The following is a 21,808-nucleotide window of genomic DNA, read 5'->3' as shown; positions in this document are numbered from 1 at the left end:
AAGAAGGCTCGAGAGAACCCATGGCCGATCCGAAATCGTCCCCTGCCAAGCTCAAGAACGAAGAGATCGACGCGACCCTGGTCCGCCAGCTCGCCGACATCCTGAACGACACCTCCCTGACGGAGATCGAGGTCGAGCGCGGCGAACTGCGCATCCGCGTGGCGCGTGAGGTCGTCTCCGCCCCGGTGATGCAATACGCCGCCGCCCCGGCTCACGCTCCGGCTCCGGTCGCCGCCGCCCCCGCCCCGGCCGCCCCGGCCGCCGCTGCTCCGGCCGCCGCCCCCGCCGCCAGGGCCGGCGAGACGGTGAAGTCGCCGATGGTCGGCACCGCCTATCTGCAAGCCTCCCCGGAAGCCCCGCCGTTCGTGAAGGTCGGCGACAAGGTCAAGAAGGGCCAGACCCTGATCATCGTCGAGGCGATGAAGACCATGAACCCCATCCAGGCCCCGCGCGACGGCGTGGTCGCCGAAGTCCTGGTCGGCGACGCCCAGCCCGTCGAATACGGCGAACCCCTCGTCCTGCTCGAGGCGTAAGCCATGTTCACCAAGGTCCTGATCGCCAACCGCGGCGAAATCGCCCTGCGTATCCACCGGGCGTGCAAGGAGATGGGCATCTCCACCGTCGCCGTGCACTCCGAGGCCGACCGCGGCGCCATGTGGGTGCGGCTGGCGGACGAAAGCGTCTGCATCGGCCCCGCTCCGGCGGCCAAGAGCTATCTGAACATCCCCTCGATCATCGCGGCGGCCGAGATCACCGGCGCCCAGGCGATCCACCCGGGCTATGGCTTCCTGTCCGAGAACGCCCGCTTCGCCGAGATCGTCGAAGCCCACGGCATGACCTTCATCGGGCCCAAGCCCGACCACATCCGGGTCATGGGCGACAAGATCAGCGCCAAACAGACCGTCAAGGACGCCGGCATCCCGGTCGTTCCCGGTTCTGACGGCGAGGTCGAGACCGTCGAGGCCGCCATCGAGGCGTCCAAGTCCATCGGCTTCCCCCTGATCGTCAAGGCCGCCGCCGGCGGCGGCGGACGCGGCATGAAGGTGGCCCTGACCGCCGACGACCTGGTCGAGGCCGTCCAGACCGCCCAGACCGAGGCCAAGGCCGCCTTCGGCAACGGCGCCGTCTACATGGAGCGCTACCTCCAGAAGCCGCGCCACATCGAGATCCAGGTCGTCGCCGACAGCCACGGCAATGTCGTCCACCTGGGCGAGCGCGACTGCTCCCTGCAGCGTCGCCACCAGAAGGTTCTGGAAGAGGCCCCCTCGCCCGCCCTGTCGGCCGAAGGCCGCAAGAAGATCGGTGAGACGGTCAACAAGGCCATCGCCGCCATCGGCTATCTGGGCGTCGGCACGATCGAGTTCCTGTGGGAGGACGGCGAGTTCTTCTTCATCGAGATGAACACCCGCCTGCAGGTCGAACACCCGGTCACCGAGGCCATCACGGGCGTCGATCTGGTGCGCGAACAGATCCGCATCGCCGCGGGCCTGCCGCTGTCCTTCACCCAGGACGACATCCATTTCGAAGGCCACGCCATCGAGGTGCGGATCAATGCCGAGAACTCGGAAACCTTCACCCCGTCGCCCGGCACAATCACCGACTTCCATGCCCCCGGCGGCCTGGGCGTGCGGCTGGATAGCGCTATCTACGCCGGCTATTCGATCCCGCCCTATTACGACAGCCTGATCGGCAAGCTGATCGTGCACGGGCGTGACCGGGCCGAATGCGTGGCGCGGCTGAAGCGCAGCCTGGGCGAGATCGTGGTCGGCGGCGTCGACACCACCATCCCCCTGTTCCAGCGCCTGCTGGCCGAGCCTGACATCCTCAGTGGCGACTACGACATCCACTGGCTGGAGAAGTGGGCCGCCAAACGGGCCCCGTCAGCCTGAGCGACCCGGGCTTCAGCGTCGGTCCCTTCGGCGGCTTCGGCCCCGAGGAGCTGCTGAACTGCTATGCGACGGGCGTCTTTCCCATGGGCGAGGCACGCGACGATCCGCGCATCTTCCTGGTCGAGCCGGACCAGCGGGGCGTCATCCCGCTGGACGGCTTCCACATCCCGACGCGACTGAAGCGGACGGTGCGGGGCGAGCCGTTCGAGGTGCGGGTCTCCACCGCCTTCGACGCGGTTCTGGACGCCTGCGCGGCCCCGGCGCCGGGGCGTGAGGACACCTGGATCAACGGCCCGATCCGCCGCCTGTATCTGGCGCTCCAGGCCATGGGCCACGCCCATTCGATCGAGTGCTGGAAGGACGAGCGGCTGGTCGGCGGCCTGTACGGCGTGACCCTGGGCGGCGCCTTCTTCGGCGAGAGCATGTTCAGCCGCGAGCGGGACGCCTCAAAGGTCGCCCTGGTGCATCTGGTGGCGCGGCTGAAGCGGGGCGGCTGGCGGCTGCTGGACGCCCAGTTCCTGACCGAGCATCTGAGCCAGTTCGGGGCGGTGGAAACGCCGCAGGGGGCCTATCTGAAGCTGCTCAAGGCCGCGCGGCCGTTGAAGCCCAACAGCCGGTCCCTGTTCGAACCGATGACCGGAGAGGCGGCGGTCTTCTACGCCTTGCAGCCCACGACCCAGGCGTCATAGAGCGGGTGCTGCAGGCCGCTGATCGCCGGCGTGGAGGCGAACATCCAGCCGCGGAAGATCTGGCGCGGCTCGCGGACGGTGGTCGTGCCCTTGGGCTCCAGGCTGACGTCCACATAGGCGATGGCGTCGGAGACCAGCTCGTTGTCGGCCGAGACCTCGCAGGCGCGGACGCTGAAGATCAGGCTGTCGTTGAAGCGCACGGCGCGGCCGCCAACCACGACCTCGAAACGCATCCGTTCGGCGGTGATCTTGTCGATGGCTTCGATGACGGCGACGCGGCGACGCTGACGCGGCAGGGGCGTGTCGGCTTCCTGGATCTTCTCGTCGGCCGGGACCTTGGCGTCGTCCTTGGCCTCGGCGACCTCCGCGACGGTCTCCTGCGGGGCGCCGGCGATCTCGACCGGGGCGGTCGGGGCGATGGCGACCGGAGCGGAAGGCGCGGGCGCGCCGGCCGGGGCGGTCTCGACCGGCGGGGCGTTCCTCAGGATATCGCCGACCGGGTCGTTCGACGGACGCGCATCCTGCGGCGGGCTGTTCTGAAGGCCTCCGGCAACGACGACGCCCCCCGCCCCGACGACGGTCAGGGCGACGACGGCGATGCCGATGAGCCGGGCGCGGTTCACTATTCGGGCTTCCAGGCTTCGTAGTCGCCCGTGGCGGCCGGGCGCACGCCCTCGGCGGCCAGCGAACCCGGCGGACGCCAGGCCAGCGGGGTGCCGGTCAGGTTCGGCTGGTGGTCCAGCTCCCAGGCGCGGCGCTTGAGCGGCTCGGCGGTCGGCGGCTCGTCGAAGGTGTAGTGCAGCCAGCCGTGCCAGTCGGGCGAGACCTTCGAGGCCTCGGCATAGCCGTTGTAGACGACCCAGCGGCGCTTGCGGCCGTCATAGCTCTTGTTGTCGCGGCTCTCGTAGTAGCGGTTGCCCATCTCGTCCGTGCCGATCAGGTTCGCGCGCTTCGCGATCGTGAACAGGGTGCCGATGGTGGCGCCGTTCCACCAGGTGAAAATCTGAGCAAGCACTGAGTGGGAGTCCCATCGAATCCGTGGCGCCGGTCGGTCCGGCGACGCTGGCGCGATCATAGAAACCGGGAGGCTCCACGTCCAGCGCGACGGGCTTTTCGCGAACATCAACATCTTGGGGGTAACCCCCGCCGCGCCCGCAACATCTATTGATGGCTGTGTCCTGCCTGCCTAGTCTGGGGAACCTTTCGGCGGAAAGAGACCCGCATGCGCTTCGCCTCCCGCTTCATCGAGCCCGCGAGCCTGATCGCGACCGGCCCTCGCTGGGTCGAGCGCAGCGATTCGGTGGTCGAGATGATCGCGCCGGACGGCTGGTCCGACGCCCGGGTCGAGGCCTGGATGGACTGGGCCGACGGCCTGCCCCAGGACCTGCCCACCGGCATGGCGGCTGAGACGGTCACCCTGGGACTCGAGGTGCTGGGCGGGCGGATTTCGGGCTGGGCCGGGCGGCTGGCCGTCTGGGGCCGGTCCACGGGCGTCTTCGCCGGGGCCGCCGACGCCCGCACCTTCGCCGAGGAGCTGACCGCCAGCGTCCTGCTGGGCCTCGCCGCTCCCGCCCGGGGCCTCAAGGACGGGGTGCGCCTGCCCGCCAGCATCGGCGCACCGCCCGCCGCGACGGTGCTGGATCTGGAAGAGGCCACGGACCTCAAAACCCTGACCACGGCTCTGGACGCGCGCCGCGCCGCGAAACTGGCCGAGCGCGCCGCAGAGGCCGCCGCCCGCGCCCTGTCCGCCGTCGCCGACGCCGTGGACCGCTGCGAAGGGTCGCGCGCCGACTGCGGCGATCCAGCCCGCAACCCCGCCCTCGCCCGCGCCGCCGCCGCCGCCCGCCGCGCCGGGGCGAGCGATCTCGACATCCTGCGCGCCATCGACGGCGAGCGGATCGTCATCGACTTCCCGCCCCTGCCCGCCGAGCGGATCGTCGCCGTAGCGGACCGCACGCCCTTCGCCGCCGCCACGGAGGCCGGCCTCGCGGGCCGCGCCGCCCTGACCGGCGACCTGATCCTGACCTTCGACGCCGCCGACGCCCGGGCCGTGGCGGACCAGCCCCTGGCCGCGGCCTGCGCCCTGAACCTGCCGGCGCTTGCGGCGCTGGACGACGCCTCCGGGTTCGCCCCCGCGCTGGAGGCCCTGACCCGGCTGTGGACCACGGCGCTGGAGATCGAACTGACCTCCGGCTTCTCCGCCACCGTCGATCAGGCGCGCCGACGTCAGGCGATCCGCCCCGTCGCCCTGGGCCTGTCCGGCGCGGCCCAATGGCTGCTGGCCCAGGGACTGGTCCCGGACGAGGCCGGTCAGGCGGCGCTGGCCGCCGTGGCCGGCGTGGTCTCGGCGAGCGCCGCCCTGACCGCCTGCGAACTGACCGAAGCTCTGGGGCCCTGCCCCGAAGGTCCGGCCCTGGCCGGAGAGGCGCTGGACGCCCTGCAGCGCCGTCAGGGCCTGCTGGCCGCCTCCGACGCCCGCCAGTCGACGCCTCTGGCCGCCCATGCGGCGAAACTGACCGCCGCCGCCCGCAAGGCGATGAAGCGCGACGGACGCCGCCACGGCTCCATCTCCCTGCTGGTCGACGACGCCGAACTGGGTCTGAGACTGGGTTCGCCCGCCTTCGCCCACGCCGCCCTGTTCGAGACCGCTGACGGCGCCGTGGAGCGCCACCTGTCGCCCGCCCTGATCGCCGCCATGGACGAGACGGACGCCGCCGCCGCCGAGCGCCGCCTGCTGGGCCGCCGCACCCTGGTCGAGGCGCCGGGCGTGGACCACGAGGTCCTGCGGAGCCTCGGCTTCACCGACGCCGAGCTGGAATCGGTCGAGATCGCCCTGGCCCAGGTCGAGCGGCTGGAAGACGCCTTCGGGCCGCTGGTGCTGGACCCCGGCTATGTCCGCGACGTTCTGGGCATCGAGGGGGCCGGCCCCCTGCTGCCGCGTCTGGGCCTGTCCGCCGAGGCCCTCGCCGCCGCCGAGGCCTATGCCCTGGGCCATGCCGATCTGGCCGGCTGGGACGACGCCCCCGCCGCCCTCGTCGAGATCCTGAACCGCGCGCCTGCTGAGATCGAACGCGACCTGCGCCGCGCGATCGAGCCGTTCAGCGATACGCCCGACGTCACGCCTGACGCCATCAGCTGGCGCGCCACCGCCGCCGAGGCCTCCGCCATGCTGGCCGCCGCCGCGAGCGAGGGCCGTCGCGCGGTGCGTCTGCTGCCCGACGCCGCGCCCTCGGGCCAACTGCTCGACCTGCCCGAGCTTGAGGCCGCGCCGCGTCGTCCGGAAGCCGCCGAGGCCCCGCCCACCGAGAAGATCGTCGAGCGCGTGATCGAGCGTGATCGCACCCGCCGCAAACTGCCCGACCGCCGCAAGGGGTATATCCAGAAGGCGGCCGTCGGAGGCCACAAGGTCTATATCCACACCGGCGAATACGACGACGGCGAGCTGGGCGAGATCTTCATCGACATGCACAAGGAAGGCGCCGCTTTCCGCAGTCTGATGAACAACTTCGCGATCGCGATTTCCATCGGACTTCAATACGGCGTGCCGCTGGACGAGTTCGTGGACGCCTTCGTCTTCACCCGCTTCGAGCCCGCCGGACGGGTCACCGGCAACGACCGCGTCGGCTCGGCGACCTCGATCCTCGACTACATCTTCCGCGAGCTGGGAGTCTCCTATCTGGACCGGACCGAACTGGCCAACGCCGACGCCGAGCCGCTGGACGCCGACGGTCTGGGCGCGGGCAAGGCCGACGAACTGGTCCCCGCCGCCCACTTCATCTCCAAGGGGTTCGCCCGGGGCGCGGCGCCCGACAATCTGGTGGTCCTGCCCTTCGGCAAGCGTGAGCCGGAGCCCCGCGTCGTCTCGGTCGCCAACGCCGACGCCTGCCCGGCCTGCGGCGACTTCACCCTGCAGCAGCGTGGCGCGGTCCGCGTCTGCGACAGCTGCGGCGCGGCGGAAACCGCAGGCCACGGATCGTAAACACCTCTGCGGTATGGGTCTTTCAAAGATCACAGAACCGGCCTCGCCGGTCCGGAGCCTGTCCGTGAAGAACGCCCTCGTCCTGATCGCCGCCGTCGCGGCCGTCGCTACTCCGGTTCTGGCCCAGAACGCCGGTCAGATCGCCAGCGTTCGCTCGGGCCACGACTGCCGAGGCTGCAACCTGTTCCAGGGCGATTTCTCGAACTTCGAGAAGCGCGGGCTGAACCTGACCGGCTCGCGCCTGCGTCAGGCTGACTTCAGCCTGGCGGTCATGAACCGCACCCGTTTCGCCAATACCGACATGCGCGACATCGAGGCCTATGGGGCGGTTTTCTCCAGCTCGAACTTCTCGGGCGCCAACCTAACCAACGCCAGTTTCGTCGGGGCCTATCTCGAAGGCGCGTCCTTCGCGGGCGCGACCCTGGCCGGCGCAAACTTCTCGGGCGCCCAGCTCGCCCGGGCCACCGGATTGACCCAGCGTCAACTTAATCAGGCCTGTGGCGACGAAGCGACTGTGCTCCCCGGCGGTCTGCATATTCCCGCCTGCTGAGCGGCCCGACTGTTACCGCGATTTAAGTAGGCTTTCAGGGGGTTCCGCTTCATTGAGGCGATGTGAAACAGATCGCAGCACTAATCCGTAACGCCTCCGCCGCCGCCCTCGGGATGGCCGCCGTGGCCTGCGCGACCCAGGCGGCCGCCGAGGTCCGCTTCAGCCTTCAGGACGGGGTGTCCCGCACGGTCACCCTGGGCGGATCCTGCAACCGCTGCGATTTCTCGGGCCGGAACCTGTCAGGTGCGACCCTGACCGGCGCCACCTTCATGAACGCGACCCTGGTGGGAACCAATCTGCGCGGCGCCGAGCTGACGGGCGGCAACTTCACCAATAGCGATTTCAGCCGCGCCAATATGACGGGCACCGAGCTGAACGGCGCCAACTTCACCTCCGCCGTCTTCGTCGATGTGGCGATGAACGGGGCTGAGGCCACCGGCGGCGTCTTCGCCAACGCCAATATGGCCCGCGCCGTCGTGACCGGGGCGGAAATGAACGGCGTCAATATGAACAGCGCGGTTCTGCAGGACGCCCGCCTAGACGGCGCCGAGATGTTCGGCGCCACCCTGGCCAACGTCAACGCGCGCAACGCCTCGTTCCAGCATGTCGAGATGCAGGCCTCGAACATGACCTCCGGCGACTTCTCGGGCGCCAATTTCCGCGGAGCCACCCTGGACGGCGCCCGGTTGCGGGACGGCAATTTCGCCCGCGCCAACTTCACCGAGGCTTCCCTGCGCCGGACCGATATTCGCGGCGTCGATCTGTCCCGCGCCAGCGGGCTGACCCAGGACCAGGTCTCGGAGGCCTGCGCCGACGAAGCCACTCGCCTGCCGCGCGGCCTGCAGATCGGTAACTGCCGCAGTCGGGTCATTGTGCGTGTGAGCCCGCCGGCCCCGCCGCGTCCGCCGGCTGTCCCGACCCCGCCCGTGCGCCACTACGCCTCGAACGACTGAGGCGGCGGACAGCCCGGACAACAAAAAAGGCGGCCCTCGCAGGCCGCCTTTTTCTTTTTCAGACCGTCGCTTCCGGTCAGATCTTGATCGGAACGGCCGTGCGGATGTGGACGTCCTTCAGCTGACGCTCCTGCGCCTCGGTCGGGGCGTTCATCAGCAGATCCTCGCCCTGCTGGTTCAGCGGGAAGGCGATGACCTCGCGGATGGCGGTCTCACCGGCCAGCAGCATGACGATGCGGTCGATGCCGGGCGCCAGACCGCCGTGCGGCGGCGCGCCGTACCGGAAGGCGTTCAGCATGCCGCCGAACTGCTCCTCGACCACCGAAGAGTCATAGCCGGCGATGTTGAAGGCCTTGAGCATGATCTCGGCCTTGTGGTTCCGGATCGCGCCCGAGCACAGCTCATAGCCGTTGCAGACGATGTCGTACTGGTAGGCGCGGATGGTCAGGGGATCCTGGGTCTCCAGCGCCTCCAGACCGCCCTGCGGCATCGAGAACGGGTTGTGCGAGAAGTCGACCTTCTTCTCTTCCTCGGACCATTCGAACATCGGGAAGTCGACGATCCAGCAGAATTTGAACTGGTCTTCGGCGACCAGCTTCAGCTCCGTGCCGACGCGCGTGCGGGCCAGACCCGCGAACTTGGCGAAGGTCGTGGGCAGGCCGGCGACGAAGAAGGCGGCGTCGCCCTGGCCCAGCCCCAGCGAGGTCATCAGGGCCTCGGTCGGCTCCTGACCCAGGTTCTTGGCGATCGGGCCGCCCCAGGCGTTCTGATCGTCCGACCAGAAGATATAGCCGAGGCCCGGCTGGCCCTCGCCCTGGGCCCAGGAGTTCATGCGGTCGCAGAAGGCGCGGCTGCCGCCGGTCGGGGCCGGGATGGCCCAGACGGCGTTTTTCTCGTCCGCGCCCAGGATCTTGGCGAACAGGCCGAAGCCACCGTCGCGGAAGTGATCCGAGACCACCTGCATCTTGATCGGGTTGCGGGTGTCCGGCTTGTCGGTGCCGTACCAGGCCATCGACTGGGCGAAGGTCAGCCGTTCGAAACCGGCGTGCTCGAACTGCTCGCCGAAATCGTTGGTGAAGGTATGTTTGCCGTCGATCGGCGACACCGGCAGGCCGTTCGAGAACTCCTCGAAGACGCCGTGCATGACGGGCTCGATCGCCGCGAAAACATCCTCTTGCGTGACGAAGCTCATCTCGACGTCGAGCTGGTAGAACTCCAGCGAACGGTCGGCGCGCAGGTCTTCATCGCGGAAGCAGGGCGCGATCTGGAAATAGCGGTCGAAGCCCGAGACCATCAGCAGTTGCTTGAACTGCTGCGGGGCCTGCGGGAGGGCGTAGAACTTGCCCGGATGCAGACGCGAAGGCACCAGGAAGTCGCGTGCGCCTTCGGGCGACGAGGCCGTCAGGATCGGGGTCTGGTACTCCAGGAAGCCCTGACCGACCATGCGCTGGCGGATCGAGGAAATGACCTTCGAACGCAGGACGATGTTCTTGTGCAGACGCTCCCGACGCAGGTCGAGGAAGCGGTTCTGCAGCCGGATCTCTTCCGGATATTCCTGATCGCCGAAGACCGGCATCGGCAGTTCGGCGGCTTCCGACAGGACTTCCAGCCCGGCGACGCGGACCTCGACCTCACCGGTCGGCAGAAGCGGGTTCACGGTCGAGGGGTCGCGCATGACCGCCTCGCCGTCGATCTTGATGACGCTTTCGGCGCGCAGACGCTCGACGATCGCGAAACCCGGGGTCGACGGGTGCAGCACCAGCTGGGTGATGCCGTAGTGGTCGCGCAGGTCGACGAACAGCAGGCCGCCGAGGTCGCGCTTGCGGTGGACCCAGCCCGAAAGACGCACATTGGCGCCCGCGTCCGAAGACCGGAGGGCGCCGCAGGTGTGGGAGCGATAGGCGTGCATGGGGAAATTTCGTCTGAATCGGCCGGAAACCGGCGGGAATTGGAAGGCGCGGAAGGGCGCATCATCGCCCCCGAAAGTCAAGGTCGGAGCCGATCTTGCGACCTTGTCCACAGGCCGGCGAATCCACATATCAACGGGCGTCCAATCCCTCGGAAGTCCCAGATGTTCCTGATCGAGATCACCTACACCCGCCCCATCGAAGAGATCGAGGCGAAGACGGCCGAGCACCGCGCCTGGCTGGACGAGCGGATCGCCGAGGGCCTGCTGATCCTGACCGGCCCCAAGGTGCCGCGCACCGGCGGCTTCCTGATCGCCCGCGGCGGCAAGTCGCTGGACGAGGTCACCGCCATCATGAGGGAAGATCCCTTCGCCGCCCACGGCCTGGCCGACTACCGTGTCGTCGAGTTCGCGGCAGGCCGCATCAATCCCGCCCTGGCCGATTTCGTCTGAAGCCACCCACAGGACGACCCGTCTTGTCCCCGATGTCCCCCGTTTCCGCCGCCCGCCAGTTAACTGCGTTTCCGACGCGGGGTGGTAGGATGACACCATGCCGGGACGTCTCGCCATGACCGATCAACTCCGCCTGCCGCTGCAGAGCGACGTGCCCCAGGGCGCGTCGACCTTCGTGCGTTCGGCCTCCAACGAGGAGGCTGTGCGGGTGCTGGAGCGCTGGCCCGATGCGGCGGGTCAGGTGATGGCCATCTGTGGTCCCGCCGGCTGCGGCAAGAGCCATCTGGCGTCGATCTGGGCCGAGCGGGTCGGCGCCGTGGCCCTGAACGGCGCCGAGGCCGCCCATGTCGATCCGCTGGAGCTGGAAGGCCGCCCGGTCCTGCTGGACATCGCCCAGGACGCCGACGACGAGACCCTGTTCCACCTGATCAACCTGGCCCAGGCCGACGGCGGCGCCCTGCTGCTGGTCTCGCGCCCCTCGCCGCGTTTCTGGAAGGTCCAGGTGCCCGACCTGCGCTCGCGGCTCGACTCGATCCGGGTCACAGCCATGGAGGAGCCCGACGACGTCGTCCTGGCCGCCATCCTGCGCGCCCGATTCGCCGAACGCAGCATCACCCCGACCGACGAAGTCATCGACTATCTGGTGCGGCGTATCGACCGGTCCGCCGCCGCCGTCGAGGACGTCGTCGCCCGTCTGGACGAGCAGCACCGCCCGGTGACGCGGGCTTTGGCGCGCCAGGTCCTGGAAGCGGTCGGCTCCGAAGACGACGAAGAGAACTGAACAGCAAGGTTGCAGCCGTCATGAACGCGCTCCACAACCTGTATCCATGTCCGACGCCGTGATTGCCGACACCACCACCGGAGAAGAGGTTCCCTCTTCCCGCGCGCCGCAGCTGGCCCTGTCCGAAGAGCTGATGGCCTCGCCCGAACGGTTCTTCAACCGCGAGATCAGCTGGCTGAAGTTCAACGCCCGGGTGCTGGAGGAAGCCGCCAACCCCACGCACCCGCTGCTGGAGCGGCTGAGGTTCCTGTCGATCTCGGCCAACAATCTGGATGAGTTCTTCATGACCCGGGTGGCGGGTCTGAAGGGTCAGGTGCGCGAGCGGGTGCGGGTGCTGTCCTCCGACGGCCTGACGCCCGCGGAACAGCTGGAAAAGGTCAATCTGGCCGCCGGCGAGCTGATGGCCGAGCAGCAGTCGCGCTGGGCCCAGCTGCGCAAGGAACTGACCGAGGCGGGCATCGAGGTCATCCACTCGGCCAAGATCACCCGCACCGAGCGCGACCGGCTGGAGCCGGAGTTCCTGAACCAGCTGTTCGCGGTCCTGACGCCCCTGGCCATCGACCCGGCCCACCCCTTCCCCTTCCTGCCCAACCTCGGCTTCTCTCTGGTGCTCAAGCTGCGCCGGCATGCCGACAACCGGGTGCTCTACGCCCTGGTGCCCGTCCCGACCCAGGTGCGCCGCTTCTGGGAGCTGCCGGTCGACGGGCGCTCCAAGTCCGGCCGACGCCGGTTCGTGACGCTGGAAAGCCTGCTGCTGCTGTTCATCGACCACCTGTTCCCGGGCTGCGAAGTGCTGGAGCGCGGTCTGATCCGCCTGATCCGCGACTCGGACATCGAGATCGAGGAAGAGGCCGAGGATCTGGTTCTCGAATACGAGGAGGCGCTCAAGCAGCGTCGTCTCGGCGAGGTGGTGCGGGTCAAGATCGAGGCCTCGACCCCCGACGATCTGCGCGACTTCATCGTCACCGAGCTGAAGGCCGCGCCGCAGGACGTGGTCATGGTCCAGGGGATGCTGGGTCTGGCCCAGCTGTCCGAACTGATCCCGCCCGGTCACCCGGACCTGAAATTCCCCGGCTATGAGCCGCGCTATCCCGAGCGCGTCCGCGACCAGGGCGGCGACGTCTTCGCCGCCGTGCGCGAGAAGGACATCCTGATCCACCACCCGTTCGAGAGCTTCGACGTGGTGGTGCAGTTCCTGCGTCAGGCCGCGCGCGACCCCAACGTCATCGCGATCAAACAGACGCTTTATCGCACCTCCAAGGACAGTCCGATCGTCGCGGCCCTGATCGAGGCGGCAGAGAACGGCAAGAACGTCGTGGCCCTGGTCGAGATCAAGGCCCGGTTCGACGAGGAGGCCAACCTGCGTTGGGCCCGGGCCATGGAGCGGGCGGGCGTCCACGTCGTCTTCGGCTTCGTCGAGTACAAGACCCACGCCAAGGTCAGCGTCGTGGTCCGGCGTGAGGGCGATGCCCTCAAGACCTACTGCCACTTCGGCACCGGCAACTATCACCCGGTGACGGCCAAGGTTTACACCGACCTCAGCCTGTTCAGCTCCGACCCGGTCCTGGCCCGCGACGCCGGCCGGGTGTTCAACTACATCACCGGCTATGCAGAGCCGGAGGAGCTGGAGGCCCTGGTCGTCTCCCCCATCAATATGAAGGCGACCCTGATCGAGCTGATCGGCAAGGAGATGTCGGCGGCGGTCATGGGCAAGCCCGCGGCCATCTGGGTCAAGCTGAACGCCCTCGTCGATCCCGAGATCATCGACGCCCTGTACCGCGCCAGCCAGTGGGGCGTGCGCATCGATCTGGTGGTGCGCGGCATCTGCTGCCTGCGCCCCGGCGTGCCCGGCCTTTCGGAGAACATCCGGGTCAAGTCGATCGTCGGCCGCTTCCTGGAGCACAGCCGCATCGTCTGCTTCGCCAACGGCCGCGACCTGCCGCACGACAAGGCCAAGGTCTTCATCTCCTCGGCCGACTGGATGGAGCGGAACCTCAATCGCCGGGTCGAGCTGATGACGCCCATCCGCAACGCCACCGTCCACGATCAGGTGCTGGACCAGATCATGGTCGCCAACCTCAAGGACGACGCCCAGAGCTGGACACTGGACGCCGACGGGAACTATGTGCGCGTCACCCCGGCCGATCCGGAACGGCCCTTCTCGGCGCACAAATACTTCATGACCAACCCCAGCCTCTCGGGCCGCGGCCGCAAGGTGAAGAACAAGCCCGAAGCCCTGCGCTACGTGCGTCCCTCGCGTTGAGCCCGACCTAAGTGATCGAATCCTACATCGCCCCGCGTGAGGCGGCGGTCGTCGATATCGGCTCCAACTCCGTGCGTCTGGTCCTGTACCGGCTGGAGGGGCGCGCCATCTGGACCGTGTTCAACGAAAAGGTTCTGGCGGGTCTGGGCCGCGACCTTCCCGCGACCGGCAAGCTGTCGCCCGACGGCGTCGAGATGGCTCTGACGGCGTTGCGCCGGTTCGCGGCGGTGCTGGAAGGGGTGCGCCCCGCCTATCTCCACGTCGCCGCCACCGCCGCTGTGCGCGAGGCCATCGACGGTCCGGAGTTCTGCAGCCGCGTCGCCGCCGAGACCGGCCTTCAGGTCCGCGTCCTGTCGGGCGAGGAAGAGGCCCGCTATTCGGCCCTCGGCGTGCTGGCGGGCGATCCGACGGCCGAGGGCGTCGCGGCCGACATGGGCGGCTCCAGCCTCGAACTGATCCGGCTGGAAGGCCAGACGCTCAAACCCGGCATCACCCTGCCGCTGGGGCCGTTCAGCCTGGCCGATCCCGCCGGTTTCGACACCGGTCGCCTGCGGGCGACCATCGCCGAGCGGCTCAAGCCCGCGGCCAAACCCTTCGCCACCGACAGCCTGCACGCCGTCGGCGGCGGCTGGCGCTCGCTGGCCCAGCTGCACATGGCCATGAACGGCTATCCGATCCGGATCGTGCACCAGTATGCCATGAACGCCGAGGACGCCCGCGGCGTGGCCCGGCTGGTGGCGCAGCAGTCGCGCGCCTCGCTGGACCGCCTGCCCGGCCTGTCCAAGAAGCGCGCCGAGACCCTGCCCTACTCCGCCCTGGTGCTGGAGGGGCTGATCGACCGGCTCGGGCTCAAGACCATCCATTTCTCGGCCTGGGGCCTGCGCGAAGGCCTGTTGTTCGAGGCCCTGGATCGCGACGAGGCCGCCGAGGACCCGCTGATCGCCGGCTGCGCGGCCCTGGGCGGTCGTCAGGGCATCTCGCCCACCCTGCCCGGCGCCCTGCGCGGCTGGCTCGGGGACGTCATCGCCGCCCTGCCCCCGGCGTTCGGCAGACAGCGCGACGAGGTTCTCGCCTCCGCAGCCTGCCAGCTGGCCGACCTCGGCGCCCGACTGCATCCCGACCACCGGCTGGAGCTGGTCTTCGATCAGGTCCTGCGCGCCCCGATCCCCGGCCAGAGCCATGCGGAACGGGTCTTCCTCGCCTGCGTCCTCAACGCCCGCTACGGCGGCTCGGCGGCGACGCCCGATCCCGACGTGGTCGAGAAGCTGCTGGAGGAGCCCGCCCGCCAGCGCGCCCGCGCCCTGGGTCTGGCCATGCGCCTCGGCTGCGACCTTTCGGGCCGCTCGCCCCAGCTTCTGGCCAACGCCTCGGTCACGGTCGATCGCGGTCTGCTGCGCCTGACGGCCTCCGAAGGCTATGCCGACGTCCTGCTGGGCGAACAGACCCGCCGCCGCGCCAAGGCCCTGGCCGAGGCGATGAAGCTCAAGCTGGACATCTGACGAGCGCCGGTATCATTCTCCCCGCGAAATCAGGGGGAGATGACCATGGCGGTCACCGGCATCGGCGGATTGTTCTTCAGGGCCAGGGATCCCAAGGCGCTGGGCGCCTGGTATCTGGAGCATCTCGGCGTCGGCGCGCCCGAGGGCCAGTTCGTCTGGGATCAGCAGGCCGGCCCGACCGTCTTCGCCCCGTTCAAGGCCGACACCGACTACTTCCCGGCCGAGAAGCAGTTCATGATCAACTTCCGCGTCGATGATCTCGACGGCCTGCTGACCAGCCTGCGCGCCGCCGGGATCGACATCATCACCAAGGCCGAATGGGACAGCCCCGAGGTCGGTCGCTTCGCCCGCATCCAGGATCCCGAAGGCAACCAGATCGAACTCTGGGAACCGGTGAAGTAGGCCCTTTCGGGCCTACTCGATCTCGACGACCTCGACCCGCGGGCCGTTCAGGACCAGGGCGATCTCGCCGCGCTTGAGCTTGAGGGCGTCCTCGCCGAACAGCTGACGGCGCCAGCCGTGCAGGGCCTCGACCTCGGCGGTGTCCGACAGGGCGATCTTCTCGAGATCGGCGACGGTGGCGATCAGCTTGGAAGCCACGCCCGCATTGTCGCTCTTGGCCTTGAGCAGGACCTTGAGCAGCTCGACCACCGACGGCGGGGCCGGCTGGTTGTGCGACGGACGATCCAGCTTGGGCGCATGGGCCTCGGGGTCGGCCATGACCCGCTTCAGCTCCTCGATCAGCTCGAGCCCCAGACGCGAGCCGCCGAAGCCCTTGGGCACCGAACGCAGGCGGTTGAAGGCCTCGATGTCGGTCGGGGCCTGGGTGGCGATCTCGTCGATGGCCTCGTCCTTGAGGATGCGCCCGCGCGGCTGATCGCGTTCCTGCGCCGCGGTTTCCCGCCACACCGCCGTCGCCTTGAAGGCCGCGAGGTATTTGGCCGAATATTTCTTGGGCCGCAGACGCTTCCAGGCGTTGTCGGGGGTGGTGTCATAGAGGGCGGGATCGACCAGATCCTCCATCTCGGACGTCACCCAGTCCAGACGGCCTTCCTTGGCCAGCCGGTCGCGCAGCTTGGGATAAAGGGCCGCCAGATGGGTCACGTCGCCGATGGCGTAGGTCAGCTGGGCCTCGGACAGCGGGCGCCGGGCCCAGTCGGTGAAGCGGCTGCCCTTGTCGAGGTCGACCTTCAGCATCTGGCGCACGAGCGAGTCGTAGCTGACCTGATCGCCGAACCCGGCGGCCATGGCGGCGACCTGGGTGTCGAACATCGGCTTGGGCATGGCGCCCAGCTTGACGAAGATCTCGGTGTCCTGACGCGCGGCGTGGAAGACCTTGATCACGGCCGGGTCGCGCAGGATGTCCAGGAAGGGCGTCAGGTCCAGACCGTCCGCCAGCGGATCGATGATCGCTTCGTGCGTCGGGGTCGCGGCCTGGATCAGGCACAGCTTGGGCCAATAGGTCGTCTCGCGCATGAACTCGGTGTCCACGGCGATGAACGGGGCCTGCGCTACGGCCTCACAGAATGCAACGAGCGCGTCATTGGTGGTGATTGGCGTCATTCGGATGCTATAGCCCCGCGCGACGCCTTTGTGGCAAGAGCCGCAACACATTTCAGCACTGATTCAGGCCCCCGACCTATGACTGACAGCCCCGAAACGCTGAAAAACGGCCTGACCTACGCCGATGCGGGCGTGGATATCGACGCCGGCGAACAGCTGGTCGACGCCATCAAGCCCTTGGCGAAGTCGACTCGCCGCCCCGGAGCCGAGGCTTCGCTGGGGGGATTCGGCGCCCTGTTCGACCTCAAGGCCGCCGGTTTCGAGGATCCGCTGATCGTCGCCACCACCGACGGCGTCGGCACCAAGCTGAAGATCGCCATCGAGACGGGCCGCCATGACGGCGTCGGCGTCGATCTGGTCGCCATGTGCGTCAACGACCTGCTGGCCCAGGGCGCCGAGCCCCTGCTGTTCCTCGACTACTACGCCACCGGCAAGCTCGAGATCGACGCGGCCCGCCGCGTGGTCGCCGGCATCGCCGAGGGCTGCCGTCAGGCCGGCTGTGCCCTCGTGGGCGGCGAAACGGCCGAAATGCCCGGCATGTATGCGGGCGGCGACTATGATCTGGCCGGCTTCTCCCTGGGCGCCGTCGAGCGCGGCCAGGCCCTGCCGTACCTCGACCGCCAGTTCGCCGGGGACGTCATCATCGGCCTGGCGTCCTCGGGCCCGCACTCCAACGGCTATTCCCTGATCCGCAAGGTGGTCGAGAAGTCCGGCCTGTCGTGGGGCGACGACGCGCCCTTCGCCAGGGACCGCTCGCTGGCCCAGGCCCTGATGGAGCCGACCCGGATCTACATCAAGCCGGTCCTGCCGCTGATGAAGGCCGGTCTGGTCAAGGGCGCGGCCCACATCACCGGCGGTGGTCTGATCGAGAACCCGCCGCGCTGCATCGCCGAGGGCCTGAGCGCCGAGTTCGACTGGGACGCCTGGCCCGTGCCGCCCGTCTTCCAGTGGCTGGGCGAGGTCGGAGGCATCTCCGACCATGAACTGCGCCGCACCTTCAACTGCGGCGTCGGCTTCATCCTCATCGTCGCGCCGGAGAACGTCGAGACGGTGCTGGAAGGCCTGCTGGAGGCCGGAGAGACGGCCTTCGTCTGCGGACAGCTGGTCTAGTTCATTCATTCCGAAGAGGCGCCGATGCGAAACCTGATCCTGGCCGCAACGGCCGCACTCCTCGCCCTCCCCGCCGCTGCCGCTCACGCCCAGACCTCGGTCGCGGCCGAGCAGCCGCTGCTGCGTGAGATCGCGGGCCAGATCCAGCCCGAGCGGATGCGCGCCGACATCACCAGCCTGATCGGCTTCGGCACCCGGCATACGATGTCCGACACCGTCTCCGAGACGCGCGGCATCGGCGCGGCCCGCCGCTGGACCGAGCGTCAGTTCCGCGCCATGAGCGCCGACTGCGGCGGCTGCCTCGAGATCGCCCTGCCCGCCGACACCGTCACCGGGCGCCGCGTCCCGACGCCCACCGAGGTCGTCGATGTCCTGGCCATCCAGCGCGGAACCGGCGATCCGAACCGTGTCATCGTCATCTCGGGCCATATCGACAGCCGCGTCACCGACGTCATGAACTTCACCGCCGACGCCCCCGGCGCCAATGACGACGCTTCGGGCGTCGCCGCCGTGCTGGAGGCCGCCCGCGTCCTGTCGAAGCAGAAGTTCGAGGCGACCCTGGTCTATGCCGTCCTGTCCGGCGAGGAACAGGGCCTGCTGGGCGGCAAGATCCTGGCGGACTACGCCAAGGCGCAGGGCTGGGTGGTCGAGGCCAATCTGAACAACGACATCGTCGGCAACTCGCAAGGCATGTCGGGCGTGCGCGACACGACCCGCATCCGCGTCTTCTCCGAAGGCACCAAGACGGTCGAGACCCCGGAACAGGCCGCCACCCGGCGTTATAACGGCGGCGAACTGGACAGCTCGTCGCGCAACCTCGCCCGGTTCGTGGACTCCATCGCCGACCGCTACCTGACCAATTTCGACGTCGAGATGATCTATCGCACCGACCGCTTCGGACGCGGCGGCGATCAGGTCGAGATGCTCAAGGCCGGCTTCCCCGCCGTGCGCATCACCGAGGGGGCCGAGAACTATAACCACCAGCACCAGGACCTGCGCACCGAGAACGGCATCGTCTATGGCGACACCATCGACGGCGTCGACTTCGCCTATCTGGGTCAGGTGGCGCGGCTGAACATCGTGACCATGGCGGCTCTGGCCTCGGCCCCGACCGTCCCGACGGGCGTCGCCATCTCCGGCAACGTCTCGCCCGACACCACGGTCAAATGGACCGCCGTGCCCGGCGCTGCCGGCTATCGTGTCTGGTGGCGCACGACCACCGCACCGCAGTGGACGAACAGCCGCTGGGCCGGGTCGGCCAGCGAGCTGGTTCTCAAGGACATCCCGATCGACGACTATTTCTTCGGCGTCTCGGCGGTCTCGGCCGACGGCTATGAGAGCCCGGTGGTCTTCCCCGGCCCGGCCGGCGCCTTCGTCTCGGAAACGCCCGCCCCGGCGGCGCCCGCCTCCTGATGTCTGATGCTGCGAACGGCCGGGTGAAGGTCGGCGTCCTGATCTCCGGCGCCGGGTCGAACATGGCGGCCCTGATCGACGCCAGCCGGGCCGAGGGCTGCCCCTATGAGATCGCCCTGGTGGTTTCCAACAGGCCGGACGCGGGCGGCCTTCATGTCGCCCAGGCCAAGGGGATCGCCACCGACGTCGTCGACCACCGCGACTTCGGCAAGGATCGCGAGGCCCACGAACGCGTCGTCAACGCCGTCCTGATGGCCGAAGGCGTCCAGGTCGTGGCCCTGGCTGGCTATATGCGCATCCTGACCCCTTGGCTGGTGGCGCGCTGGGCGGGGCGGATGCTGAACGTCCACCCCTCGCTCCTGCCCCTCTATCCGGGTCTCGACACCCACGCCCGGGCCATCGCGGCAGGCGACGCCGAGGCCGGCTGCAGTCTGCACATCGTCACCGACGGCGTGGACGAGGGCCCGATCCTGGGTCAGGCCCGGGTACCGATCGTCGCGGGCGACACGCCCCTGTCGCTGGCCGAACGGGTCCATGTGGCGGAGCACCAGCTCTATCCGCGCGTGCTGGCCGACTTCTGCCGGGACCTGCATTAGATTTTTGTAATGTAGGCGTTTCCGCCGCGACAAAATGCCTCGCCGGGACCAGTCTCCGCCCCAAATTCGAAATGGGGTCTCCATGAAACGACACGCTTCCCTCCTGGCCACGGCGGCCCTCGCCCTGGCCTTGTCCACGCCCGCGTTCGCCCAGACCATGCCCGGGGCGACCGGCCATGCCGTCATCGGGACCTGGGGCTTCGACCCGGCGACCATGGACACCTCGGTCAAGCCCGGAAATGACTTCAACCGCTTCGCCTCGGGCGGCTGGATCGACGCCACCACCATCCCGGCCGACCGCCCGTCGTGGAGCCCCTGGGACGTCCTCTATGACCAGAGCCAGGAGCAGCTGAAGGCGATCATCGAGAACAGCGCCGCCCATCCGGAAAGCTCGCCCGAGGCCCAGCGCATCGGCGACTTCTACGCCAGCTATATGGACGAGGCCCGCGTCAACGCCCTCGGCGCCAAGCCGCTGGAAGTTGGGCTGGCCGAGATCCGCGCCGCCCACGACCGCACCGACATCGCCCGCCTGATGGGCGCCAGCTTCGGCAAGGCCGGCAGCAGCCTGTTCGGCGTCTATATCGATGCCGACCTGAAATCGCCCGACGCCAACGCCGCCTATCTGGGCCAGTCGGGTCTCGGCCTGCCGGACCGCGACTACTATCTGGAGGCCTCGTTCGCCGACAAGAAGACGGCCTACCAGGCCTATGTCGCCCAGATGCTGGGCAAGGTCGGCTGGGCCAATCCCGAAAAGGCCGCCGCCGACATCGTCGCCTTCGAGACGCGGATCGCCGAAAAGTCCTGGACCCGCGCCCAGTCCCGCGAGGTCGACGACACCTACAATCCCATGACCCTGACCGAGATCGCGGCCTACGCCCCGGGCTTCGACTGGGCGACCTGGGCCACGGCCGCCGGTCTGCCCGCCGCCGCCAAGACCGTCGTGGGCGAAAAGACCGCCTTCCCGGAACTGGCCCGCATCTTCGCCGAGACCGATCTCGACACCCTCAAGGCCTATGAGGCCTTCCACTACGTCGATCAGTCGGCGACGGTGCTGTCGCAGGACTTCGTCGACGCCAACTTCGCCTTCCACGGCACGGTGCTGAACGGCGTCGGCCAGAACCGGCCACGCTGGAACCGGGCGGTCCGCACGGTCAACGGTTCGCTGGGCGAGGCGCTCGGCAAGGAATACGTCCGCCTGCACTTCCCCGCCTCGTCCAAGACGGCGATGGAAGCCTTGGTCCAGAACCTGCTGGCCGCCATGACCGAGCGCCTCAAGCGCCTGGAGTGGATGAGCCCCGAGACCAAGGAGCAGGCGCTCTACAAGATCGCCCACTTCGGCGTGAAGGTCGGCTATCCCGACGAGTGGCGCAGCTACGACGGTCTCGTGATCCGCAACGACGACCTGTACGGCAACACCGAGCGCGCCGGGGCTTTCGAATGGGCCTTCCAGGTCGCCAAGCTGGGCAAGCCGGTGAACCCCAAGGAATGGGGCATGACGCCCCAGACCATCAATGCCTACTACAACCCGCCGCGCAACGAGATCGTCTTCCCGGCCGCCATCCTGCAGGCGCCCTTCTTCGATCCGAACGCCGACATGGCCGTCAACTACGGCGGCATCGGCGCGGTCATCGGCCATGAGATCACCCACGGCTTCGACGACCAGGGCCGCAAGGTCGACGGCGACGGCGTGCTGCGCGACTGGTGGACGGCCGAGGACGCGACGAAGTTCGAGGCCCAGGCGAAGATCTTCGGCGCCGAATACGACGCCACCTTCCCCCTCCCGGGCATGCATGTGAACGGCGACCTCACCATGGGTGAGAACATCGCCGACTTCGGCGGTCTGCTGATGGCGCTGGACGCCTATCACCTGGCCCTGCACGGCCAGCCGGCGCCGGTGATCAACGGCCTGACCGGCGATCAGCGCCTCTTCCTCGGCTGGGCCCAGGTCTGGCGCGAGAAGGCGCGGGAAGCCGCCATCCAGCAGCAGCTGGCGACCGACCCCCATTCGCCCGCCGAAGTCCGCGCCTCCGTGCCGATCCGCAACATCCAGGCCTGGTACGACGCCTTCGGGGTCAAACCCGGCGACGAGAAGTACATCGCCCCGGCCGACCGGGCGGTGATCTGGTAGCCGCAAACGGGCTTTCGCCAGTCGAGCGGCCATCCG

At 68.7% G+C, this 21,808-nt stretch carries 19 protein-coding genes; 15 read left to right on the top strand and 4 right to left on the bottom strand.

Annotation, left to right across the window (positions count from 1 at the left end):
• Positions 1-20: 20 nt before the first annotated feature.
• Genes accB through aat form a run of 3 tightly spaced genes read left to right on the top strand, consistent with a single transcriptional unit; the run spans position 21 to position 2,578 of the window.
• A complete protein-coding gene (gene accB / locus AC1ROD_RS08240; protein ID WP_492947788.1) occupies positions 21-533 on the top strand; it encodes an acetyl-CoA carboxylase biotin carboxyl carrier protein in 513 nt (170 codons plus the stop codon).
• Positions 534-536: 3 nt separating this feature from the next.
• On the top strand, positions 537-1,889 hold the full coding sequence (gene accC, locus AC1ROD_RS08235) for an acetyl-CoA carboxylase biotin carboxylase subunit (protein WP_492947787.1): 1,353 nt from the start codon (positions 537-539) through the stop codon (positions 1,887-1,889).
• Positions 1,886-2,578: a leucyl/phenylalanyl-tRNA--protein transferase gene (aat, locus tag AC1ROD_RS08230; RefSeq protein ID WP_492948424.1), complete on the top strand. Its 693-nt coding sequence runs from the start codon at positions 1,886-1,888 to the stop codon at positions 2,576-2,578. The genes accC and aat overlap by 4 nt, the downstream gene beginning before the upstream one ends.
• Here the strand turns inward: aat and AC1ROD_RS08225 are convergent.
• Together AC1ROD_RS08225 and AC1ROD_RS08220 are read right to left on the bottom strand one after the other, a co-directional pair.
• Complete coding sequence (locus AC1ROD_RS08225; protein WP_492947786.1) at positions 2,545-3,201, bottom strand: DUF2155 domain-containing protein; 657 nt, start codon at positions 3,199-3,201, stop codon at positions 2,545-2,547. The two genes, aat and AC1ROD_RS08225, sit on opposite strands and share 34 nt — an antisense overlap.
• Positions 3,201-3,593, bottom strand: a complete 393-nt coding sequence (locus AC1ROD_RS08220; RefSeq protein ID WP_207931735.1) for an NADH:ubiquinone oxidoreductase subunit NDUFA12 — start codon at positions 3,591-3,593, stop codon at positions 3,201-3,203. Before AC1ROD_RS08220 ends, AC1ROD_RS08225 begins: the two co-directional genes overlap by 1 nt.
• Positions 3,594-3,800: 207 nt before the next feature.
• Between AC1ROD_RS08220 and AC1ROD_RS08215 the strand changes: the two genes are divergently transcribed.
• From AC1ROD_RS08215 to AC1ROD_RS08205, 3 genes are all read left to right on the top strand, one after another.
• Positions 3,801-6,557, top strand: a complete 2,757-nt coding sequence (locus AC1ROD_RS08215) for a TSCPD domain-containing protein (protein ID WP_492947785.1) — start codon at positions 3,801-3,803, stop codon at positions 6,555-6,557.
• A gap of 13 nt (positions 6,558-6,570) precedes the next feature.
• Positions 6,571-7,107, top strand: coding sequence for a pentapeptide repeat-containing protein (locus tag AC1ROD_RS08210; protein WP_492947784.1), 537 nt, complete (start codon positions 6,571-6,573; stop codon positions 7,105-7,107).
• A 62-nt stretch (positions 7,108-7,169) separates the two neighbouring features.
• Positions 7,170-8,060 carry a pentapeptide repeat-containing protein gene (locus AC1ROD_RS08205; protein ID WP_492947783.1) on the top strand — a complete coding sequence of 297 codons (891 nt, stop codon included), beginning with the start codon at positions 7,170-7,172 and terminating at the stop codon, positions 8,058-8,060.
• A gap of 76 nt (positions 8,061-8,136) precedes the next feature.
• On the opposite strand, the gene aspS is transcribed toward AC1ROD_RS08205, so the two are convergent.
• Positions 8,137-9,969: an aspartate--tRNA ligase gene (gene aspS / locus AC1ROD_RS08200; RefSeq protein ID WP_492947782.1), complete on the bottom strand. Its 1,833-nt coding sequence runs from the start codon at positions 9,967-9,969 to the stop codon at positions 8,137-8,139.
• Between the two features lie 162 nt (positions 9,970-10,131).
• Here aspS and AC1ROD_RS08195 point away from each other — a divergent pair, with 162 nt between their 5' ends.
• From AC1ROD_RS08195 to AC1ROD_RS08175, 5 genes are all read left to right on the top strand, one after another.
• The gene (locus tag AC1ROD_RS08195) at positions 10,132-10,419 is read left to right on the top strand and encodes a YciI family protein (protein ID WP_492947781.1); all 288 of its coding nucleotides are present in this window, start codon (positions 10,132-10,134) and stop codon (positions 10,417-10,419) included.
• A 97-nt stretch (positions 10,420-10,516) separates the two neighbouring features.
• A complete protein-coding gene (locus tag AC1ROD_RS08190) occupies positions 10,517-11,200 on the top strand; it encodes a P-loop NTPase family protein (RefSeq protein ID WP_492947780.1) in 684 nt (227 codons plus the stop codon).
• Between the two features lie 46 nt (positions 11,201-11,246).
• Positions 11,247-13,463 carry an RNA degradosome polyphosphate kinase gene (locus tag AC1ROD_RS08185; protein WP_492947779.1) on the top strand — a complete coding sequence of 739 codons (2,217 nt, stop codon included), beginning with the start codon at positions 11,247-11,249 and terminating at the stop codon, positions 13,461-13,463.
• Positions 13,464-13,474: 11 nt separating this feature from the next.
• Positions 13,475-14,962, top strand: coding sequence for a Ppx/GppA phosphatase family protein (locus AC1ROD_RS08180; RefSeq protein WP_492947778.1), 1,488 nt, complete (start codon positions 13,475-13,477; stop codon positions 14,960-14,962).
• Between the two features lie 45 nt (positions 14,963-15,007).
• Positions 15,008-15,364: a VOC family protein gene (locus tag AC1ROD_RS08175; RefSeq protein WP_492947777.1), complete on the top strand. Its 357-nt coding sequence runs from the start codon at positions 15,008-15,010 to the stop codon at positions 15,362-15,364.
• A gap of 12 nt (positions 15,365-15,376) precedes the next feature.
• Here the strand turns inward: AC1ROD_RS08175 and rnd are convergent, their stop codons facing one another.
• Positions 15,377-16,525: a ribonuclease D gene (rnd, locus tag AC1ROD_RS08170; RefSeq protein WP_492947776.1), complete on the bottom strand. Its 1,149-nt coding sequence runs from the start codon at positions 16,523-16,525 to the stop codon at positions 15,377-15,379.
• Positions 16,526-16,603: 78 nt separating this feature from the next.
• On the opposite strand from rnd, the gene purM reads away from it, so the two are divergent.
• The 4 genes from purM (at position 16,604) to AC1ROD_RS08150 (ending at position 21,772) form a co-directional block, all read left to right on the top strand.
• Positions 16,604-17,635, top strand: a complete 1,032-nt coding sequence (purM, locus tag AC1ROD_RS08165) for a phosphoribosylformylglycinamidine cyclo-ligase (protein ID WP_492947775.1) — start codon at positions 16,604-16,606, stop codon at positions 17,633-17,635.
• 24 nt (positions 17,636-17,659) lie between these two features.
• Complete coding sequence (locus tag AC1ROD_RS08160) at positions 17,660-19,048, top strand: M28 family peptidase (RefSeq protein ID WP_492947774.1); 1,389 nt, start codon at positions 17,660-17,662, stop codon at positions 19,046-19,048.
• A complete protein-coding gene (gene purN, locus AC1ROD_RS08155; protein WP_492947773.1) occupies positions 19,048-19,644 on the top strand; it encodes a phosphoribosylglycinamide formyltransferase in 597 nt (198 codons plus the stop codon). The genes AC1ROD_RS08160 and purN overlap by 1 nt, the downstream gene beginning before the upstream one ends.
• A gap of 82 nt (positions 19,645-19,726) precedes the next feature.
• The gene (locus AC1ROD_RS08150) at positions 19,727-21,772 is read left to right on the top strand and encodes a M13 family metallopeptidase (RefSeq protein ID WP_492947772.1); all 2,046 of its coding nucleotides are present in this window, start codon (positions 19,727-19,729) and stop codon (positions 21,770-21,772) included.
• Positions 21,773-21,808: the final 36 nt, after the last annotated feature.

It is taken from the genome of Brevundimonas sp. GW821-FHT12E07, assembly GCF_058807035.1.
This window is presented reverse-complemented; position numbering and strand designations above follow the sequence as displayed.